Consider the following 18,572-nt stretch of genomic DNA (forward strand, 5'->3'; position numbering starts at 1 on the left):
ACACTTTCCGGCGCGGGGCGGCCCTCAGAACGCGTCGGCGTGGCGCTCGCACCAGTCCCGGAACGTCGCCGTCGGGCGCCCCAGCAGACGTTCGGCGGTGTCCGAGCGCGAGCCGATGACGTCCGCGCGCAGCCGCGTGTAGCCCTCAACCAGAGCCTCGGCGAGCATCTTCGGCGCTCCCGACGCAAACCGCGCCCGCACGACCTCCTCCGGCGAACCCGCTTGCCGCACCTCGATTTCCCGCCCGAGCACGTCGCCGAGGATCTTCACCTGATCCGCGCACGTCATCAGCTCACCGCCGGTCAGCACGTACTCCTTGCCCTCGTGCCCGTCCGAGGTGAGCACCACCGCCGCGACGGCCGCGATGTCCGCCGTGTCGATCGGCGCGTACCGGCCCGGCCCGGACGGGTCCAGCACGTACCCCTCGCACACGGAATCCCGCCACTGCAAGGCATTCGACATGAACCCGGCCGGCCGCAGGATGGTCCACGGGATGCCGGACGCCCGCACGAGCTCTTCCCGTTCGTGGTGCCAGCCGGCCATCAGCGGCATCGGGTCGGCCAGCAGCACGTTGTCGGACGACAGGTGCACCACGTGCCGCACGCCGGCCTCGCGCGCCGCCGCAAGGGCGTTCGCGACGTTCGCGGTCCCCATTCCGGGCGTCAGCAGGAAGAACCGCTCGATCCCCGCGAACACCGCAGGCAGGGTCGATGGCTCCCCCAGGTCCCCGACGACGCGCTCGGCCCGCGGCGGCAGACCGGCGGCGCGGGCTGGGTCGCGGGTCAGCGCGCGGACGCCCGCGCCCGCGTCGGCCAGCGCGTGGACGAGGTGGCCGCCGATGTCTCCGGTGGCTCCGGTAACCAGTAGCATGAGTTCCCCAAGTCGTTTGCCGTCTAATGACTTCAGGAAGAACGCTAGCCGGTAAATGATTAGCCGTCAATCGATCAGGAGGGCGCGGTGCCCGAGTTCCTTGACCTGCACGGCCGGACGAACAAGGCGGTCCGCGCGCTCGCCGATGCCGCGATGCGCCGGCACGGCCTGCACGAGGGTCAGAACGTGCTGCTCAGCGTGCTCTGGACCACCGACGGGGCCACCCCCGGCGAGATCGCGGCACAGCTGCGCGTCACCACCCCGACCGTCGTCAAGATGGCCACCCGCATGGCCGCCACCGGCCTGCTCACCCGCCGCCGCGACGACAAGGACAACCGGCTCGTGCGGCTGTGGCTGACGGACGCGGGACGCGCGCTCCAGAAGCCCGTCGAGGCCGAGCGCCAGGACATCGAGGAGAAAGTGCTGGCCGGTCTGACCGGAGCCGAGCGCAAGCACCTCATCGCGGCGCTCGCCAAGGTCAACGCGGCCGCGAGCGAGCTGCTGGCCGAGCCGTGATCCCGCCTAGAAGGCGCCGTCGATGAAACCCTTGACGGAGTTGGCCACCAGCTCGACCGCGATGGCCGCGAGCAGCAGGCCGGCGATCTTCGCCAGCAGCGTGATGCCGCTTTCCTTGATCAGCCGGATGACCACGCCCGAGAAGCGCATGCACGTGTAGAGCACGAAGTGCACGGCGATGATCGCCAGCGCCAGCGCGATGTACGCGCCGATGTGGCCGTCGGCCTGGCGCACGAACACGATCGTCGCCGCGATCGCGCCCGGGCCGGCGAGCAGCGGGGTGCCGAGCGGGACGAGGGCGACGTTGACGTCCTCGCTGGCCTCGGGCTCGTTGCCGCCCTTGCCGGTGAGCAGCTGGAGCGCGATGAGCAGGAGCAGCAGGCCGCCGGCGCCCTGCAGCGCGGGGATGCCGATGCCGAGGTACGCCAGGATCGCCTGCCCGGCCACCGCGAACAGCGAGATGACCAGCAGCGAAACCAGCACCGCCTGCCGCGCGGCCTTCACGCGCGTGGCCATCGGCTTGCGGCCGACCAGGCTCAGGAACACCGGCACCGTGCCCGGCGGGTCCATGATCACCACCAGCGTGATGGTGGCGCTGATGAAGAGCTTGGCGTCGAAGAAGTCCGAGATCGACATCTCACCCCTTCACGATCTGAGAACCGGTGGCGCGCGCGACGAGCTCCTCGAACTGCCCGGGGTCGGTGGTGTCCTGGCCGAGCCCGATCGTCTTGTTGGTGCCGTGGTAATCGCTCGAGCCGGTGCGGATGAGCCCCAGCTCGTCGGCCAGCTCGCGGGTCCGGACGCGGGTCTCCGGAGTGTGGTTGGGGTGGTCGGCCTCAACGCCGGTGAGGCCGCGCCGGGCGAGGTCGCGCAGGGTGTCCTCGCTGATCGTCGCCCCGCGGCTGTACGCGAAGGGGTGCGCGATCACCGTGACGCCGCCCGCGGCCGCGATCATGTCGATCGCCTCCTCGACGGGGGTGTCCCGACGCGACACGTAGTACCCACGGCGGCTGCTGAGGTAGTCGGCGAAGGCCTCGTCGACGCTGCCGACCAGACCCGCGCGCACCAGCGCCTGCGCGAGGTGCGGGCGGCCGGCGGGCGAGTCGGCGGGCAGCAGGCCCATGATCTCGTCGGCGTCGATCGGGAGGCCGTCGGCGGCCATGCGGTCGGCCATCGTGCGCAGCCGCGTCCGGCGTTCGGCCCGCAGCCGCGCCTGCTCGGCGACCAGCGCGGGCGAAGTCGGGTCGAAGAGGTACGCGAGCAGGTGCACGCTGACCGGGTACGGCCGGTCCGGCTGGTCGGAGACCGTGGACAGCTCGGCGCCGGGCACGAGGGTGAGCCCGGGCGGCACGGCTTCGGACGCCGGCGCCCAGCCCGCGGTGGTGTCGTGGTCGGTGATCGCCACGACGTCGAGACCGGCCCGCGTCGCGGCAGCGACCAGCTCAGCTGGGCTGTCGGTGCCGTCGGAGGCCGTGGAGTGGGCGTGCAGGTCGATGCGCATCGTGTCCATCATCGACGATGCGCTGCGTCACAGCGGAGCCGGTACCTGGGACAACGCCCCGCAGGTCAGCCGACGGGCTTCTTGCCGCGGGCGGCGCGCTGCGCCTTGATCATCGAGAAGCGCTCGGCCTGCTTCTGCTTGTCGCCGAACACCAGCTCGGAGATCGTGTCGTAGAACTCCTCCGGCCGGGGCAGGTAGTCGATGCGGTTGAGCGCCTGGATCTGGCCGGCCGACTCGACGACCATCGTCCCGTAGCCGAGCACGCGACCCCAGGCCGAGCGCTCGTAGGTGAGGTCGGTGACCTTCGTGATCGGCATCATCAGCACCTTGGTGGTGAAGACGCCGGTGGTCATCACGAACCGCTTGTCGGTGACGACCAGCCGTTCCACCCACCATTCGACCACCACGTAGGCGAACCGCAGCACGACCAGCAGCGCCACGTACCAGAGGATGTTCTGCACCACCCACAACGAAGGCGGCAGCAGGTAGGACACGAGCACGCAGACGGCGAGCAGGGCGGCCGCTTCGAAGGTGTCCCAGAGGAGGACAGCCCAATGGCGGCGGATGCGGATGACCCGCCGCTCGGTGTCGAGGAGGTACTCGTCGGGGTCGCGTGGCGCGAACATGGTTTGAGGGTATCCCCTCCTCAGCCGTGGAAGACGTTGCTGACGAACGTGATCACCGATTCGGCCGAGCTGCGCAGGAAGCCGACGATGTTGCCGACGAGCCCTGCGGCCTGGCCCGGCTGGGCGATCACGAAGAACAGCACCAACGCGATACCCACGAGACCCGCAAGCTTCTTCGCGTTCACAGCGATCAATCCCGTCTCTTACGTGGCACCCGGAAAAAACTGACTTTCTACGTTGTACCGCACCGACCACCCACGCGGGAGGAAAGTCCCGCGCATGGGTCAGCAGGGCGTCCGGAGTGTACCGTATGACTACTCTCCGTGTACAGCAGCACCATTTCGGGCATCGGGGTGCGCTGACTACTGTCGGCGGCCATGAACCCCCGCGTGCGCTGCGTCGGCGGCATCGTGTTCGACGACCAGGGCAGACTCCTGCTGATCCAACGCGGCCACGAGCCGGGCAAGGGCCTCTGGTCGGTACCCGGCGGACGCGTCGAAAAGGATGAAACGGACGTTGTCGCCGTCGTGCGCGAGCTGCGTGAAGAGACCGGACTCGACGTGAGACCGGCCACACTCGTCGGCACGGCCCTTCGCGGCGATTACGAAATCCACGATTACGCCTGCACCGTCACCGGCGGCACGCTCACAGCGGGCGACGACGCGGACGCCGCGCGCTGGGTCGACTCCGCCGAACTGGTCGCGATGGACGCCTCGGGACAGCTCGCGGAATTGCTTTTCGTGACATTGCGTGACTGGGATGCGCTGCCGCGGACTTGATTCACGTCGATCGCATTTCCGGGGCGCCGTGATTGCATTCGGAAACAGCCGGACTTCGACACGACGGGTTTATCGGGTTTATTCGCGAGCTGAGCACTGTGAATAGGGGTATGGCGGTATTCGTCGTCAACTCATGCGCATACGGCTCAGCGGAGTCCGATCGCCCCGGTTGTGACTGATGGGGTGAAAGTGACACATGTGACCCTGCGTGCGGGCCCAGCGGTCAGGCGGGCAACCAGGTCATCCGCTGGCCGTGGGGCGTGGTGCGGGCCAGCGCGCGGGCCTCGGGCTTGCCGTCGGTGAACCGGACCAGGCCGAGGACGCACATCTCGCCCGTGCCGGGGACCGCGGCGGCCAGGTCGGGGCGGTCCGGGAGGACCAGGTCGAGCGCGGCGCCGTAGAACCCCTCCGTCACCCACCAGACCGGGCGGTCGGCGGACAGCTTCGCCAGCTCCTCGACGAAGGCGGCGCGGCGGTCGCCGAAGTACGCCAGCGCGTGGCTGGTCAGCACGACCAGCGGCAGCTCGGCGGGCAGGGACGCGGCGGCCGGGGCCAGGTCGTCGATGCCGTCGCCGGTGATCAGGGTCGGGGCGTGCTTGCGCTGCTCCGCGGCGGCCGTGCGCAGCAGCCGGATCCGATCGGGCTGATCGGCCCAGACGCAGGCCTCCAGCCAGGCCAGCTCGTCCTCGTCGGCGAGGTCCACGGGAGCCCGGTCCAGGCCGGCGCGCGCGCCGATTGCGACCTTCTTCGGCAGCTTCGGCAGCACGGCCCCCGGTGCGAGGTCCAGGCTGCAGTGCAGCCCCACCGCGGCCTTCGCGGGGCCGGCGACGAGCTGCACCCCGCCGTCGCACTGGTAGCGGTAGGCGAAGCGGTCCAGGCCGAGCAGCAGCCCGGCACTGCAGCCGACCTCCAGCAGCGCGATCTTGCCGCCCGCCTCCTTCGCCGCCACGGAGATGGCCGGGTAGACGAGCGCGGCCCGGCGCACCTCGTTGGTCTGCGTGTAGCGCGACGCGATGATCTCCCGCGCTTTGTCCTTGCGCTCCAGCAAGAACGAGCGGAACAACGGCCAGGTCTCCCCGTCCACGCCGTCGAACCCGCCCAACGACGGGTAGTAGCGCGAAAGCGGGTGGATCGGATCGGCCTGGACGAGCCGGTGCGCGGCGGCCATCAGCAGCGTGCCGCGGGCCTCGCCGCCGCGGGCGTCCGCCAGCAGGCCGGCCACGTCGTCGTCCTCGGCCGCCCGCGTGGCGAGGTGGTCGTACAGCGGGGATACGCCGCGGGCTTCGACTTCCGCGAACGTGCGCAGGGTCTGCTTGATCTGTTCCAGGGCGATGGCCACCCGTGCTCCTCGTTCCGGTGTGTCACTCGTGCGGCGTCGGGCGGCCGGGCTGCTCGCCGCCGCGGGTGTCGCCATAGGACCGCTTCGGCACCATCACCTTGCGGCGGAAGGTGCACACGATCGTGCCGTCCTGCTTGTAGCCACGAGTTTCCACGTACACCACGCCACGGTCGTCCTTGGACTTCGACGGCGTCTTGTCGAGCACCTCGGTCTCACCGTAGAGCGTGTCGCCGTGGAAGGTCGGCTTCACGTGCTTCAGCGACTCCACCTCGAGGTTCGCGATCGCCTTGCCGGACACGTCGGGCACCGACATGCCCAACAGCAGCGAGTAGATGTAGTTGCCGACCACGACGTTCTTGCCGAAATCCGTGGTCTCGCCCGCGTAGTGGGCGTCGAGGTGCAGCGGGTGGTGGTTCATCGTGAGGAGGCAGAACAGGTGGTCGTCGTACTCCGTGACCGTTTTGCCCGGCCAGTGCTTGTACACCGCACCGACCTCGAACTCCTCGTAGTACCGACCGAACTGCACCCGTGGGCCTCCGTCCGAGTAACGCCGCGTGAGCCGCGTGCGACACGTATTCGTGGTGAGGAGTACCCTCGACCATTGGTGTTCGTGCGTCAACGCGAGCCCCACCACTCTCCGCGGCTCACCACCGCGCCGGCCTGAAGGAGGTGAGGAACGCCCCATGAGTAGTGGCGATAGTCCGCTCCCTAGTAGTCCCAGCGTTCCCCCTTCGCCGGCCGGCCTCCGCTCCCCTTCCTGGTAGGCCTGGCGATCCGGGAACGCCGGTGATGCCGGACGGACGCCCGAGTCCGCCTGGCCGTCGTCTTCGTGCTCCACACGACGCCAGCCCCAGGAGATCCCATGCCTGCCATTCCCTCGCTCGGCGGCCTTCGAGGCCGCGGCGGCAACCGCGCCAAGGCGGCGGCCCCGCGCCCGATCCCCGTTCCGCTGTCGGCCTATGTGGTCGACTGCGCGGTGTACGTGGAAGGCAAACGCCTGCCGGGGCGATGGACGCACTCCGAGGCCATCAAGGAGGTCCGCAAGCGCCACGCGGGCTTCGTCTGGATCGGGCTGCACGAGCCGGACGCCGAGCAGATCCAGGGCGTCGCGGACACGTTCGGGCTGCACGAGCTGGCCGTGGAGGACGCGCTGGAGGCGCACCAGCGGCCCAAGCTGGAGCGCTACGACGACACGCTGTTCATGGTGGTCAAGACCGTTCGCTACGTGGAGCACGAGTCGCCCACCACGGCGAACGAGATCGTCGAGACCGGCGAGCTGATGGTGTTCCTCGGCCGCGACTTCGTGATCACCGTCCGGCACGGCAACCACTCCGGGCTGGCCCGGCTGCGCCGTGACCTCGACGACGACCCGGAGCGCCTGGCCCTCGGGCCCGCCGCCGTGGTGCACGCGATCGCCGACCACGTGGTCGACCACTACCTGGAGGTCACCAGCCGGATCGAGTCCGACATCGACGAAATCGAGGCGCAGGTCTTCGCGCCGCGCTCGCTGGTGAGCGCGGAGCAGATCTACCTGATGAAGCGGGAAGTCCTGGAGCTGCGGCGCGCGGTGATGCCGCTCGGCACGCCGGTTTCCCGCCTGGCCGAGGGCTACACCCGGCTGGTGCCGGACGAGGTCCGGTCCTACTTCCGCGACGTCGCCGACCACCTCGCCACCGTGTCGGAGCGGGTGGCGGCGTTCGACGAGCTGCTGAGCACCCTGGTCGACGCCACCGTCGCGAAGATCTCGCTGCAGCAGAACACCGACATGCGCAAGATCACCTCGTGGGCGGCGATCATCACCGTGCCGACCATGGGCGCCGGCATCTACGGGATGAACTTCGACTACATGCCGGAGCTGCACTGGAAGTTCGGCTACCCGCTCGCCGTCGGCGTGATCTTCGCGATCTGCCTGCTGCTCTACCGAATATTCAGGAAGAACGGCTGGCTCTAGCCGGCCCCGCCCCCCTTCTTCCACCCCGGTAGCACTGCAGGAGTACTCCCATGCCTCGTCTGCTGACCAACCTCAAGTTCTGGGCCGTCACGCTCAGCCTCGCCTGGATCGTCGGCATCGTGACCGTGATCAGCCTCAACCCCGGCTTCTCGCACGGCATGAAATAACGGCACGGCGCCGTACCCTGGGCGCATGCCGAAAGCGCTGGTGGTCGCCGACGAGGTCGACGAGCGGTTGTGGACCGAGGCGGTCCGCGCGCTCCGCGTCGACCTCGTCGTCGGTGCCGGCGATCTGCCGTACGACTACCTCGAGTTCCTCGCGAACACCCTCGACGTGCCGTGTGTTTTCGTGCCCGGCAACCACGATCCCGACCTGACCGGTTACACGCGCTACGGCGGACTGTCCATGAAGGACGGTTTCCCGACCGCGTGGCCCGGCCCGGCGGGCGGGGTCAACGCCGACGGGCGCGTGGTGGACGTCGCCGGGATCCGGTTCGCCGGGCTCGGCGGGTCCATCCGGTACAACAACGGCCCGAACCAGTGGACGCAGCGGCAGGCTTCGCGCCGCGCCCGCGGGCTCGAGCGGCGGGCCCGGTGGCGGCAGTGGCGCGACGGCCGGACGGTCGACGTGCTGCTCACCCACGCCCCGCCCCTGCACCTCGGCGACCGCGAAGACCCGCCACACCGCGGTTTCGCCTGCCTGCACCGGACGATCGAGACGCTGCGTCCGCGCTGGCTGCTGCACGGCCACATCCACCCCCACGGCGAGCCGGTGCCGGACCGCGTGGTCGGCGGCACCACGGTGCGCAATGTGGTGGGCCACCAGATCATGGAGTTCCCGCGATGACCAGACCCACCGGTTTCCCGCGCGCCGACGCCGAGCACGACTTCCTCCGGGCCCGGCGCGGCCAGGTCCTTTCGCGACTGGCGACCTGGCTGCGCCGCGAGCCGGACGACGTGAACATCATGCTGCCGTTCCACGAAGTGGTGGAAGCACTGGGTTACGCGGGCGAATCGCGGCTGGGGCTGCGGGTGATCCGGCTGGACTCGATCGTCGGCACGGTGGACCGCAGCCGCGACTTCGACCGCCGCTTCCGCCCGACGTCCGGGCGGGTGCGCGAGCGCTGGGAGCGGCTCGCGCTGGCCGCCCGCCGGGGCGAGGAGATCCCGCCGATCGAGGTGTACCGCGTGGGCGAGCTGCACTTCATCATCGACGGCCACCACCGCGTCTCCGTGGCGCTGGCGCAGGGAGTGTCCACAATAGAGGCTTCGGTGACGGTGGTGCGCACGAAGCTGGACCCGAGCGGCATCCGCTACCGCGGCGACCTGATCGTGAAGGACTACCGGCGGCTGTTCCTGGAGCGCGTGCCGCTGACCGGCCACGCGCGGGCGTCGGTGATCGTCTCGGACCCGTGGGACTACGCGCGGCTCGGCGAGCACATCGAGGCGTGGGGCTTCCGGCTGATGCAGGACGAGGGCCGTTTCACCGAGCGCGCCACGATCGCCCAGCGCTGGTTCGACGAGGAGTACACCCCCGTCGTCGACATGCTCCGGCAGGCCGACCTGACCGGGGACCGGACCGACGCGGAGGCCTACATGTGGGTGGCCTCGGAGCGCTACCGGCTGATCCGCACCCACCGCTGGGACGACGAGGTGATCGAGGCGCTGCGGGCCCGCCGGCACTGACCTCTTGTCAGGATCGACCTGACGCCCTAGTGTCAGGCTCGTCCTGACAAGAGGGAGGATCACCATGACCACCACCCAAGGCCTGCACTGCTCGTTCTGCGCGAAACCGCAGGACGAGGTCGAGAAGCTGGTCGCCGGGCCCGGCGTCTACATCTGCGACGGCTGCGTGGACCTGTGCGTCGGCATCATCGCCGAAGGCGACGGCTCCACGCCCGAAGTGACGCTGTGGGAACGGAAGACCGACGAGGAGATCCTCGAGAGCCTGCCCCGGATGGCGATGGTGAGCGCGCAGGCCGACGGCCGCATCCAGACCCTGGTGAACCTGCTGCGCTCACGCGGCGTGGCCTGGGCCCGGATCGGTGAAGCACTCGGCGTGACCCGGCAATCGGCGTGGGAGCGGTTCTCCGCGGACCAGTGACCGTCCACTTCGGATGGTCACGGGATCAGCCCGCGGGTCAGCACGACGTCGGCGGCCTGCTCCGCGGTCAGCGGCGGCAGCGGGCTCTGCACCGCCACGGCGTCGGCCGGATCGCGGCGCAGGACACCGCTGTTGTTGGTGGTGACCACGGCGAGCAGCTGGACGTACACCGCGCCGGCGCCGTGCTGGTCCGTGACGCGCACGCCAAGCTGGTACGTCGAGTCCCCGGTGGCCGCCGGGAGAAACGGGTCCGCGGACGGCGTCTCACCGGGGATGGTGAGGCGTTCGATCTTCGCCGACGAGCTCAGCCGAGACCGCACGGCGTCGCCGATCACGCAGGCCAAGCGCGTGCGAACCGGCTCGCACAGGGCCTCGACGCCGCGCGCGGCCTGGCTCTTGACCGTGTCTTCGACGACGCCGAGCAGGCCGGCTACCTCCGCGGCCGGCAGGTCCTCCAGGAACCGCAGCACGACCATCGCGCGCTGACGCGGGGTCAGGGTGGCGAGCACGCCCGTCGCCGCACATGGCGAACGCCACCCGTCGGGAGCGCTGGACTCGCGCGGCGAAGTACTCGCTGAAATCGAGGTCTCTCGACGTCACAAAAAAGGACGGACCCCTCCCGAATCGAAGTCGGGAGGGGCCCGTCCGCCCCCGGTCGGACGCCTACATGTGCACCGCGGCCGCCGTGGCCTGTTGCTTCGGCGCGCCTGGGCGCAGGAGCAGGCCGGTGATCACCGCGCCGGCAACGAAGATCGCTGCCGCCCAGGTGAACGCCGTGGTGTAGCTGTGCACCGCAGCCTCGGCCGCGAGCTGCGGCGTCGGCGTGCGGCCGGCGATGAACGACGACGCCGCGTTGCCGGCCAGGGTGCTCAGCAGCGCCGTGCCGATGGAACCGCCGACCTGCTGCATCGTGTTGACGGTCGCGGACGCGACCCCGGCGTCGTGCATGTCGACGCCGAACGTCGCGACGCTCATCGCGGGCGCCATCGCCAAGCCGATGCCGACGCCCATCACCATCAGCGGCCCCAGCACGCCCCCGGCGTACGTGCTGCCGACGTTGATGCCGCTCAGCCAGAACAGCCCGGCCCCCGCGATCAGCATGCCCGTGGGCACCAGCGGCCGCGGCCCGAACCGGGGCAGCAGCACGCTCGTCGCGGTGGTCGCGGCGATCATCAGCGTCCCGACCATCGGCAGGAAGCCGAACCCGCTCTGGATCGGGGTGAACTTCAGGTTCAGCTGCACGTAGAACGTGAGGAACAGGAAGATCGAGAACATCCCGATGGCGAGCAGGAACATCGCGATGTACGAGCCGCCGCGGTCCCGGTCGAGCAGCACGCGCAGTGGCAGCAGCGGGTGCCGGACGCGTTGCTGCAGCCCGACGAACACCGCGAGCAGCACCAGCCCGGCGAGCAGGAAGCCCCACACCGAAACCGATCCCCACGAGTCGTGCTCGGCGTTCGAGAAGCCGTAGACGAGCGCGAACAGGCCGGCCGACGCGGTGACCGTGCCCGGCAGGTCGAGCTTCGGGCGCGGGCCGTCGGACTTCTGGCGGCGCAGCAGGATCGCGCCGCCGATGAAGGTGACCACCGCGAACACGATGTTCACGAACATGCACCAGCGCCAGTCGAGGTACTCGGTGAGCACGCCGCCGAGCAGCAGGCCGATCGCGGCACCCCCGCCGCCGATCGCGCCGAACACGCCGAACGCGCGGCCGCGCTCCTTCGGGTCGGTGAACGTGGTGGTGAGCAAGGAAAGCGCGGCCGGCGCGAGCAGCGCGCCGAACACTCCCTGTGCCGCCCGGGCGATGAGCAGCATCTCGATGTTGCCGGCGAAGCCGCCGATCGCGGACACCGCCGCGAACCCGGCGAGGCCCACGAGGAGCGCGTTCTTGCGGCCGAACAGGTCCGCGAGCCGCCCGCCGAGCAGCAACAGGCTGCCGAACGCGAGCGCGTACGCGGTGACGACCCATTGCCGGGCGTCGTCGGAAAAGCCGAGGTCGGCCTGCGCCGACGGCAGGGCGATGTTCACAACGGTGGCGTCCAGCACCACCATCAGCTGGGCGAGGCCGATCACCACGAGGATCAGCCAGCGTCTGGCGTGGTGCGGGTTGTCAGCGTGGCTCGGCGCGTCCTCCCCCGGACGTTCGAGCGTGGCTGTTGACTCAGTCATTGCGGTGCATACCTCACGGATAGTGATCGCGGCGCTATGTGGAGTAGGTGCCTCCCCTTACGTCGACCAAGGTACACAAAAAGCGGAGAACCTGCCTCGACTTAATTTGGTAACCTGTTCGTCATGACACGGGACGCTGCTCCCGCCGCACCGGCGCGGCCGCTGCGGCGTGATGCCGAACTCAACCGCCGGCGGATGCTCGAATCCGCGCGCGCCGTCTTCGGGCGGCGAGGACTGGAAGCCACGCTCGACGACGTCGCCCACCACGCGGGGCTCGGCGTCGGCACCGTCTACCGGCGCTTCCCCAGCAAGGAACACCTGGTCGAGGCCATGTTCGCCGATCGGATGGAAGACCTGACCGAACTGGCCGCGAAGGCGCTGGAGCACGAAGACGCTTGGGAGGGCTTCGTCGAGTTCACCTGGCAGGCGGCCGAGCTGGCCGCGTGCGACCGCGGGCTGCGCGAGATCATGCTGTCCAAGGCGTTCGGGCACGGGCACGTCGCCGAGGTCAAAGCCCGCATGGTGCCGTTGATCACCGAACTCGTCGAGCGCGCGCAGGCCTCAGGCCAGCTGCGCGCCGACGTGGTGCCGACCGACCTGCCGCTGATCCACCAGATGATCGGCTCCGTCGTGGAGTACACCAGCCTGGTCGAGCCGCACCTGTGGCGCCGCTGCCTGGCCCTGATCCTCGACGGCCTGCGCGCCGAGCCGGGCCGCTCGTCCGACCTGCCCCACCCGGGCCTGAACCAGGCCGAGATCGACGAGGCGATGTGCGCCTGGCGGCAACCGAAGCACCCGGCCGCGCCAAAAAGCTCGTGAGTGTTCAGGACGGTCAGAACCGTTCGGAACACTCACGAGCCCGGAAAGGTCACTCGCTGGGGATGATCGCCCAGAGGATCAGGTAGGCCACGAACTGCGGGCCCGGCAGCAGGCAGGACAGCACGGCCAGCAGCCGCACCTTGCCCGCCGAAATGCCGAAGCGGCGGCCCAGGCCGGCACACACCCCGCCGATCATGCGGTCGTTCCGCGGACGGCTGAGCCTGCGCGTGACGGATGCGGTCATCGTCTTCCCCTCCCGTTGGGTGCTTGTGCCCATGTCACCACGGCGGCCGGGGCCCGCACATCGCTCCGCGGGACGATCCGGGCCCCTAGGGGCTGCGGGCCAGGAACGCGGAATCATCCGCCGTGAACCGGTTTTCTCGGCTCTGACCTGCGGAGACAATCTCGGGGAAAGTGGGATTTCCCTGTCAGGGCTGGCTTTTCGGCCGTTCGTGGTGATACTTCACCCGTGCGTAACCCACTCGGACCTGTTGTCGTCGCGCTTGGTGGCGCCCTTGCCGTGGCCGGTTGTGCCGGCGCGCCCGCGGTGGCGCCCGACGACTCGCCGCCCGCGCCGCTGACGGCCAGTGCCGCGCTCGGTGAGTTCACCACGCTCGATTACTGCAGCCTGCTCGACGTCAACCGGCTGCGCAGCGCCACGGCCGACCAGCCCGACTCGTCGTTCGACGCCTGCCACGGTGAGTTCATCCAGAACGGCCAGCACAGGCAGGTGGTCGTCGGCCCGCTGGCCGCGGACAGCGATCCCAACGTCAAGCCCTACGACTACGCCGGCGCGGTCCCGGACGGCCTCGCCGTGGCGCAGTCGAGCTTCAACGCGGCGGCCTCGTGCGGTCGCGTGATCACCTTCGCCGACGGCATCCGGCTGAACGTCGCGGTCAGCGACACCGCGGGTCCCTCGGCGGCCGACGACCGATGCGCCGACGCCGACGCGGCCGTCGGCGGGGTCCTCGCCGCCATCGGCGGGAAGAAGGTGCGGCATCAGGCGTTCGCGGATCGCTCGTGGGGCCGTGTCGACGCGTGCGCGCTGCTGAGCGCGCACGACCTCGACGCCACCAGCGGCGCCGGCGCCCAGCCGACCGGCGGGCTTTCCGGGCACTCGTGCATCCGCGGCAAGGTGAGCGTGAAGTTCTCGGTCGAGGATTCGGCGCCCACCGGGCCGGCCGAGCTGCTCGGCGGCCGGACCTCGCGGGTGAGCACCGATGGAGCGTTCTGCCGCGTCACCACCGTGCAGCCGGCCCCAGGCGCGGCGGGCCGAAGCGAACAGGCAGAGGTCGACGTCGTGGACACCAGCGGCTCGACCGGCGACGCCGCCTGCCCCGACGCCCGCACCGCCGCGGCCCTCGTCTTCGCCAAGATCCCGTGAAACAGCCCCCTCACCCGACGCGGATGAGGGGGCTGTCGCGAACCTCTGCCGCTACTCGCTGTAGGTGAGGTTGCGGCCGTTCGACGGGTCGAACAGCTTGAGCTTGTCCGGGTTGAACCAGATCTGGACGTCGGCGTTCTCCTGCGCGGCCGAAGCCGCCGAAAGCCGCGCGACGACCTGGGACTCCGCGCCCGGCACGTCGGCCGAACCGCTGTCCGCGGCCAGCTCCGCCAGCTCGGCCGACGTCGCGGCCTCGCCCTCCAGCGTGAAGTGCGCGAACTTCTCCGAGCCCATCGACTCCAGCACGTCGACGTGCGCGGTGAACGTGCCACCGCCCTCACCGTCGACCAGCGACGCGTCCTCGAAGTGCTCCGGCCGGACGCCGATGATCACCTCGCGGGGGGCGTCCGCCGCCTCGGCCATCCGGCGGATCCGGTCGGTCAGCGGCGTGGTGCCCAGCGCGCTGTGCAGCTCGCCGTTCTCCAGCGTCGCCGGCACGAAGTTCATCGACGGCGAGCCGATGAACCCGGCCACGAACAGGTTCGCCGGGTTGTCGTAGAGGAACTGCGGCGCGCCGATCTGCTGCACGTAGCCGCCGCGCAGCACCACCACGCGGTCGCCCAGCGTCATGGCCTCGGTCTGGTCGTGTGTCACGTACAGCGTGGTGGTGCCGAGCTGCTTCTGGATCTTCGACACCGAGGTGCGCATCTGCCCCCGCAGCTTCGCGTCCAGATTGGACAGTGGCTCGTCCATCAGGAACGCCTTGGGGTTGCGCACGATCGCGCGCCCCATGGCCACCCGCTGCCGCTGCCCGCCGGAGAGGTTCGCCGGCCTGCGGTCGAGGTGGCCGGTCAGGTCGAGGATCTCCGCGGCCTCCTCCACCTTCGCCTTCACCGTGGCGTCGTCCACTTTGGCCAGCCGCAGCGGGAACGCCATGTTCTCGCGCACGCTCAGGTGCGGGTACAGCGCGTAGGACTGGAACACCATCGCGATGTCGCGGTCCTTCGGCGCCTTTTCGTTGACCCGATCGCCGTCGATGCGCAGCTCGCCGGAGGAGATGTCCTCCAGCCCCGCCACCATGTTGAGCGTGGTCGACTTCCCGCAGCCGGAGGGGCCGACGAGGATGATGAACTCACCGTCCGCGATCGTGATGTCCACTTCGGACACCGCGAGCGCGCCGTCGGGGTACTTCTTGGAAACCTTGTCGAGAACGATCTCAGCCATGGATCAGCCCTTCACCGCACCGGACGTCAGCCCCGCCACGATGCGACGCTGGAAGAACAACACGAACAGGATGATCGGGATGGTGATCACGACCGCGGCCGCGCTCACCTGCCCCGTCGGGTCCTCGAACTGCGAGGACCCGGTGAAGAACGACAGCGCGGCCGGCACCGTGCGCGACGCCGTGGTGGACGTCAGCGAGATGGCGAACAGGAAGTCGTTCCAGCAGAAGATGAACGCCAGGATCGCCGTGGTGAACACGCCCGGCGCGGCCAGCGGCGCGATCACCTTCCGGAACGCCTGGGCCGGCGTGGCCCCGTCCATCTTCGCCGCCTTCTCCAGCTCCCACGGGATTTCCCGGAAGAACGCGGAAAGGGTGTAGATCGACAGCGGCAGCGCGAACGTGATGTACGGCAGGATCAGCCCCGGCCAGGTGTCGAACAGGCCGAGGCTGCGCTCGATGTTGAACAGCGGCGTGACGAGCGAAACCTGCGGGAACATCGCGATCAGCAGGGAGAGCCCCACCAGCACGCGCTTGCCGGGGAAGTCGAGCCGCGCGATGGCGTACGCCGCCATCGTGCCCAGCGCCACCGCGATCACCGTGGCGATCACCGCGATGCCGATCGAGTTCACCAGCGCCCGGATGAACTCCGAGGTCTGGAAGATGTCGGCGTAGTTCTTCAAGGTCCACGCCTTCGGGATGAACGAACCGTCGGTGAGCGTGTCCTTCGTCTTGAAGGACAGCGAAACCACCCACAGCACCGGGACGAGCGCGAACACCACCACGAGGATGTCCACCAGGCCCCAGCGGATCTTGCGGCCGGTCGTGACCGCTCCACCCATGACCATCAGCGTTTACCCCCGTCGTCGCTACCGGGTGCGGCCGTGCCGAACACCTTGATGAAGATGAACGCGATGATCGCCACCGTGATGAAGATCAGCACCGCCATCGTGGATCCGATGCCGAGGTTGAGGCCCTTGACCAGGTTGTCGTAGGTCTGCATCGACACGGATCCGGTGTCCTGCGCGCCGTTGGTGAGCACGAAGATGTTGTCGAAGATGCGGAACGCGTCGAGCGTGCGGAACAGCAGCGCCACCAGGATCGCCGGCTTCATCACCGGCAGCATCACCTTGGTGAACCGCTGCCACGCCGTGGCGCCGTCCATCGACGCGGCCTTGAGCAGGTCTTCCGGCACCAGCGCGAGCCCGGCCATCAGCAGCAGCGCCATGAACGGAGTGGTCTTCCACACCTCGGCGGAGATGATGATGAACAGCGACTGCCACTGCTCGGTGAGCGGCGCGCCACCCGAGGCGAGCGCGTTCGCCAGGTAGCCGGTTTTCGGCGTCCACGCGAAGTACCACGAGAACGCCGCGACCACCGTGACGATGCCGTACGGGATCAGCGCGACCGTGCGCACCAGCCCCCGGCCCACCAGCGTGCGGTGCATGATCAGCGCGAGCAGCATGCCGAGCACGAACTCGATGGCCACCGACACCACGGTCAGGAACATCGTGGTGCCGAACGCCGTCCACCAGTACGAATTGGACAGCACGGCCGCGTAGTTGGACAGGCCGATGAACTCCTGCTGCGCGGGGAACCGGAGGTCGTAACGCTGCAGTGAGAGCCACACCGAGTAGACGATCGGGTAGCCGGTCACCGCCACCATCACGATGAAGGCCGGCGCGCACAGCCAGAGCCCGAGCCGGCGCTCGGCCTTTTTCCCTTCGCTGAGCGCGGGTTTCCCCTTGCGGTGCGCCGCTGCCTGGTGGGCCACGTCGGTGGCGGGGTCCTGGACGGTCACGGGATCACTCCCTTCGACTGGAGCGCGTCACTGAGCTGTTGCCGCAGCTTGTCCGCCGTCGCCTGCGGGTCGATGTCCGAAGGCGGGGACAGGATCTTGGCCATCACCGTCGCGGCGTTCTGGTACGCGGGGGTGAGCGGGCGGACGGCGGCGGTGCTCAGCGCGTTCAGGATGGTGTCGCGCATCGGGTACTTCATCGCCATGTTCGGGTTGTCGGCCGACGCCGGCTTCGCCGCGTCCACCGGCACGTCGTCGTGGTACACCGACTCGATGGTCGGCGGCACGCCGTCGTTGATCGCCGAGTACTTCTGGCTTTCCGCGCTGCGCAGGCACAGCGCCGCTTCGAAGGCCTGCGGCTTGTGCGGCGAGAACGTGCTCACTGCGAGGTCGAAGCCGCCGATCGTGGTCTTCGCCGGCGTGCCCGCCTTGGCCTCCGGGTACACCGCCCACTTGAAGTGGGGCAGGTCCTGCGGCTTCTCCTTGGCATAGGAGGCGTAGACGAACGGCCAGTTCAGCTCGAACGCGGCGTCACCGCGCTGGAACGTCTGGCGGACGTCGTCCTCCTTCTGGTTGGTCAGCGAAGGATCGGTGATCCCCGAGGACGAGACCTGCTTGAGCAGCTGCAGGGCCTGCACCGCGCCGGCGTCCATCACCACGGACTTGCCGTCGTCGGACAGGATGTGCCCGCCGAGGGACTCGACCAGCGTGTTGTAGACGACCACCAGGCCCTCGTACTGGGCGCCGGTGAACACGATGCTGTACGGCTTGTGCTGGCTCTTGAGCTGCTGCGACATCTGCATCATCTGGTCCCACGTCTTGGGCGGGTTCGGGGTGATGCGGTCGTCGTACCAGAGCAGCTGGATGTTGGTGTTCTTCGGTGCGGCGTAGACCTTTCCCTTGTAGGTGGCGGTCTCCATCGGGCCTTGCAGCACCCCGGCCGACGCCGCGGCCTTGTTCGCCCCGGTCCACTCCTCGGCCCAGCCCGCCTCGGCGAACTCCGAGACCCAGGTGACGTCGAGGCCGAGCACGTCCATCGACGTGTCACCGGCCGCGAGCCGGCGCGCCATCTGGATGCGCTGGTCGTCGGAGCCGCGCTGGAGCTTGTTGTAAACGATCTCGTAGCGCCCGCCCGCCGCCTTGTTGCAGTTGTCGACAACGGTCTGGAAGTTGTCCTCGGGCGAGTAGTAGACGTTGATCTTGATTCCGGAACCGGCCCCGCAGCCGGCCACCAGGCCCGTCGTCACCAGCCCTGCGGCCAGCAACGCGGCGGCACGCGCGGGTGAACGCCCGCGCAGCCTTTTCTTCCCCATGAAATTGCCTCCTCACCCGCATGCACGTCGGTTACCGTGACGCCCCCAGGCATCACGACGCGATGAGGCAAACCGCGCCAGCACCCCGACGTGCCAGTGACCGGCCGGTCGCAGTGCAGAACTGCGACCGCCCGACTTGGTGTCGGACAACCTATGCCGGGCGATCACACCCCGCAAGCAGT

Annotated in this window: 22 protein-coding genes; 8 read left to right on the forward strand and 14 right to left on the reverse strand. The window is 69.3% G+C overall.

Annotated features, from left to right (window positions below; translation table 11 throughout):
- Nucleotides 1-24: 24 nt before the first annotated feature.
- Nucleotides 25-870: an NAD(P)H-binding protein gene (locus tag BMY97_RS35835; RefSeq protein ID WP_091626141.1), complete on the reverse strand. Its 846-nt coding sequence runs from the start codon at nt 868-870 to the stop codon at nt 25-27.
- An 87-nt stretch (nt 871-957) separates the two neighbouring features.
- Here BMY97_RS35835 and BMY97_RS35840 point away from each other — a divergent pair, with 87 nt between their 5' ends.
- A complete protein-coding gene (locus tag BMY97_RS35840) occupies nt 958-1,386 on the forward strand; it encodes a MarR family winged helix-turn-helix transcriptional regulator (protein WP_091626144.1) in 429 nt (142 codons plus the stop codon).
- Nucleotides 1,387-1,392: 6 nt separating this feature from the next.
- Here BMY97_RS35840 and BMY97_RS35845 read toward each other — a convergent pair whose 3' ends face one another.
- The 4 genes from BMY97_RS35845 to BMY97_RS35860 form a co-directional block, all read right to left on the reverse strand.
- Nucleotides 1,393-2,022, reverse strand: a complete 630-nt coding sequence (locus BMY97_RS35845; RefSeq protein ID WP_091626147.1) for a MarC family protein — start codon at nt 2,020-2,022, stop codon at nt 1,393-1,395.
- A 1-nt stretch (nt 2,023) separates the two neighbouring features.
- The gene (locus tag BMY97_RS35850) at nt 2,024-2,887 is read right to left on the reverse strand and encodes a PHP domain-containing protein (protein WP_425425378.1); all 864 of its coding nucleotides are present in this window, start codon (nt 2,885-2,887) and stop codon (nt 2,024-2,026) included.
- Between the two features lie 65 nt (nt 2,888-2,952).
- The gene (locus BMY97_RS35855; RefSeq protein WP_091626150.1) at nt 2,953-3,513 is read right to left on the reverse strand and encodes a PH domain-containing protein; all 561 of its coding nucleotides are present in this window, start codon (nt 3,511-3,513) and stop codon (nt 2,953-2,955) included.
- 20 nt (nt 3,514-3,533) lie between these two features.
- Nucleotides 3,534-3,671: a hypothetical protein gene (locus BMY97_RS35860; protein WP_177231692.1), complete on the reverse strand. Its 138-nt coding sequence runs from the start codon at nt 3,669-3,671 to the stop codon at nt 3,534-3,536.
- 219 nt (nt 3,672-3,890) lie between these two features.
- Here BMY97_RS35860 and BMY97_RS35865 point away from each other — a divergent pair, with 219 nt between their 5' ends.
- Nucleotides 3,891-4,292, forward strand: coding sequence for an NUDIX hydrolase (locus BMY97_RS35865; RefSeq protein WP_091626156.1), 402 nt, complete (start codon nt 3,891-3,893; stop codon nt 4,290-4,292).
- A 223-nt stretch (nt 4,293-4,515) separates the two neighbouring features.
- Here the strand turns inward: BMY97_RS35865 and BMY97_RS35870 are convergent, their stop codons facing one another.
- Nucleotides 4,516-5,625 (reverse strand): DUF2332 domain-containing protein, encoded by a 1,110-nt coding sequence (locus tag BMY97_RS35870; protein WP_091626425.1) that lies wholly within the window; start codon nt 5,623-5,625, stop codon nt 4,516-4,518.
- A 28-nt stretch (nt 5,626-5,653) separates the two neighbouring features.
- Entirely contained in the window at nt 5,654-6,157 is a 504-nt protein-coding gene (locus BMY97_RS35875) for a MaoC family dehydratase (RefSeq protein WP_091626159.1), read from the reverse strand.
- A gap of 336 nt (nt 6,158-6,493) precedes the next feature.
- Here BMY97_RS35875 and corA point away from each other — a divergent pair, with 336 nt between their 5' ends.
- The 4 genes from corA (at nt 6,494) to BMY97_RS49695 (ending at nt 9,685) form a co-directional block, all read left to right on the forward strand.
- Nucleotides 6,494-7,582 (forward strand): magnesium/cobalt transporter CorA, encoded by a 1,089-nt coding sequence (gene corA, locus BMY97_RS35880; RefSeq protein WP_091626161.1) that lies wholly within the window; start codon nt 6,494-6,496, stop codon nt 7,580-7,582.
- 192 nt (nt 7,583-7,774) lie between these two features.
- Nucleotides 7,775-8,428 carry a metallophosphoesterase family protein gene (locus BMY97_RS35885; protein WP_091626164.1) on the forward strand — a complete coding sequence of 218 codons (654 nt, stop codon included), beginning with the start codon at nt 7,775-7,777 and terminating at the stop codon, nt 8,426-8,428.
- The gene (locus BMY97_RS35890; protein ID WP_091626167.1) at nt 8,425-9,267 is read left to right on the forward strand and encodes a chromosome partitioning protein ParB; all 843 of its coding nucleotides are present in this window, start codon (nt 8,425-8,427) and stop codon (nt 9,265-9,267) included. Before BMY97_RS35885 ends, BMY97_RS35890 begins: the two co-directional genes overlap by 4 nt.
- A 64-nt stretch (nt 9,268-9,331) precedes the next feature.
- On the forward strand, nt 9,332-9,685 hold the full coding sequence (locus BMY97_RS49695) for an AsnC family protein (protein WP_091626170.1): 354 nt from the start codon (nt 9,332-9,334) through the stop codon (nt 9,683-9,685).
- Between the two features lie 17 nt (nt 9,686-9,702).
- Here the strand turns inward: BMY97_RS49695 and BMY97_RS48795 are convergent, their stop codons facing one another.
- Together BMY97_RS48795 and BMY97_RS35905 are read right to left on the reverse strand one after the other, a co-directional pair.
- Nucleotides 9,703-10,194 carry an RNA polymerase sigma factor gene (locus tag BMY97_RS48795; protein WP_245787673.1) on the reverse strand — a complete coding sequence of 164 codons (492 nt, stop codon included), beginning with the start codon at nt 10,192-10,194 and terminating at the stop codon, nt 9,703-9,705.
- A gap of 154 nt (nt 10,195-10,348) precedes the next feature.
- Nucleotides 10,349-11,854: an MFS transporter gene (locus BMY97_RS35905; RefSeq protein ID WP_091626172.1), complete on the reverse strand. Its 1,506-nt coding sequence runs from the start codon at nt 11,852-11,854 to the stop codon at nt 10,349-10,351.
- A gap of 123 nt (nt 11,855-11,977) precedes the next feature.
- On the opposite strand from BMY97_RS35905, the gene BMY97_RS35910 reads away from it, so the two are divergent.
- Nucleotides 11,978-12,673: a TetR/AcrR family transcriptional regulator gene (locus BMY97_RS35910; RefSeq protein ID WP_091626175.1), complete on the forward strand. Its 696-nt coding sequence runs from the start codon at nt 11,978-11,980 to the stop codon at nt 12,671-12,673.
- Nucleotides 12,674-12,722: 49 nt separating this feature from the next.
- Here BMY97_RS35910 and BMY97_RS35915 read toward each other — a convergent pair whose 3' ends face one another.
- Nucleotides 12,723-12,917 (reverse strand): PspC domain-containing protein, encoded by a 195-nt coding sequence (locus tag BMY97_RS35915; protein WP_091626178.1) that lies wholly within the window; start codon nt 12,915-12,917, stop codon nt 12,723-12,725.
- A gap of 225 nt (nt 12,918-13,142) precedes the next feature.
- On the opposite strand from BMY97_RS35915, the gene BMY97_RS35920 reads away from it, so the two are divergent.
- Entirely contained in the window at nt 13,143-14,057 is a 915-nt protein-coding gene (locus BMY97_RS35920; protein ID WP_245787674.1) for a hypothetical protein, read from the forward strand.
- Between the two features lie 51 nt (nt 14,058-14,108).
- Here the strand turns inward: BMY97_RS35920 and BMY97_RS35925 are convergent, their stop codons facing one another.
- Genes BMY97_RS35925 through BMY97_RS35940 form a run of 4 tightly spaced genes read right to left on the reverse strand, consistent with a single transcriptional unit; the run spans nt 14,109 to nt 18,390 of the window.
- On the reverse strand, nt 14,109-15,281 hold the full coding sequence (locus tag BMY97_RS35925) for an ABC transporter ATP-binding protein (protein WP_091626184.1): 1,173 nt from the start codon (nt 15,279-15,281) through the stop codon (nt 14,109-14,111).
- Between the two features lie 3 nt (nt 15,282-15,284).
- Nucleotides 15,285-16,127 carry a carbohydrate ABC transporter permease gene (locus tag BMY97_RS35930; RefSeq protein ID WP_091626187.1) on the reverse strand — a complete coding sequence of 281 codons (843 nt, stop codon included), beginning with the start codon at nt 16,125-16,127 and terminating at the stop codon, nt 15,285-15,287.
- Nucleotides 16,127-17,080, reverse strand: a complete 954-nt coding sequence (locus tag BMY97_RS35935) for a carbohydrate ABC transporter permease (protein ID WP_091626189.1) — start codon at nt 17,078-17,080, stop codon at nt 16,127-16,129. Before BMY97_RS35935 ends, BMY97_RS35930 begins: the two co-directional genes overlap by 1 nt.
- A complete protein-coding gene (locus tag BMY97_RS35940; protein WP_091626192.1) occupies nt 17,077-18,390 on the reverse strand; it encodes an ABC transporter substrate-binding protein in 1,314 nt (437 codons plus the stop codon). The genes BMY97_RS35935 and BMY97_RS35940 overlap by 4 nt, the downstream gene beginning before the upstream one ends.
- Nucleotides 18,391-18,572: the final 182 nt, after the last annotated feature.

It is taken from the genome of Amycolatopsis saalfeldensis (genome assembly GCF_900110575.1).
GTDB classification, from domain to species: Bacteria; Actinomycetota; Actinomycetes; order Mycobacteriales; family Pseudonocardiaceae; genus Amycolatopsis; species Amycolatopsis saalfeldensis.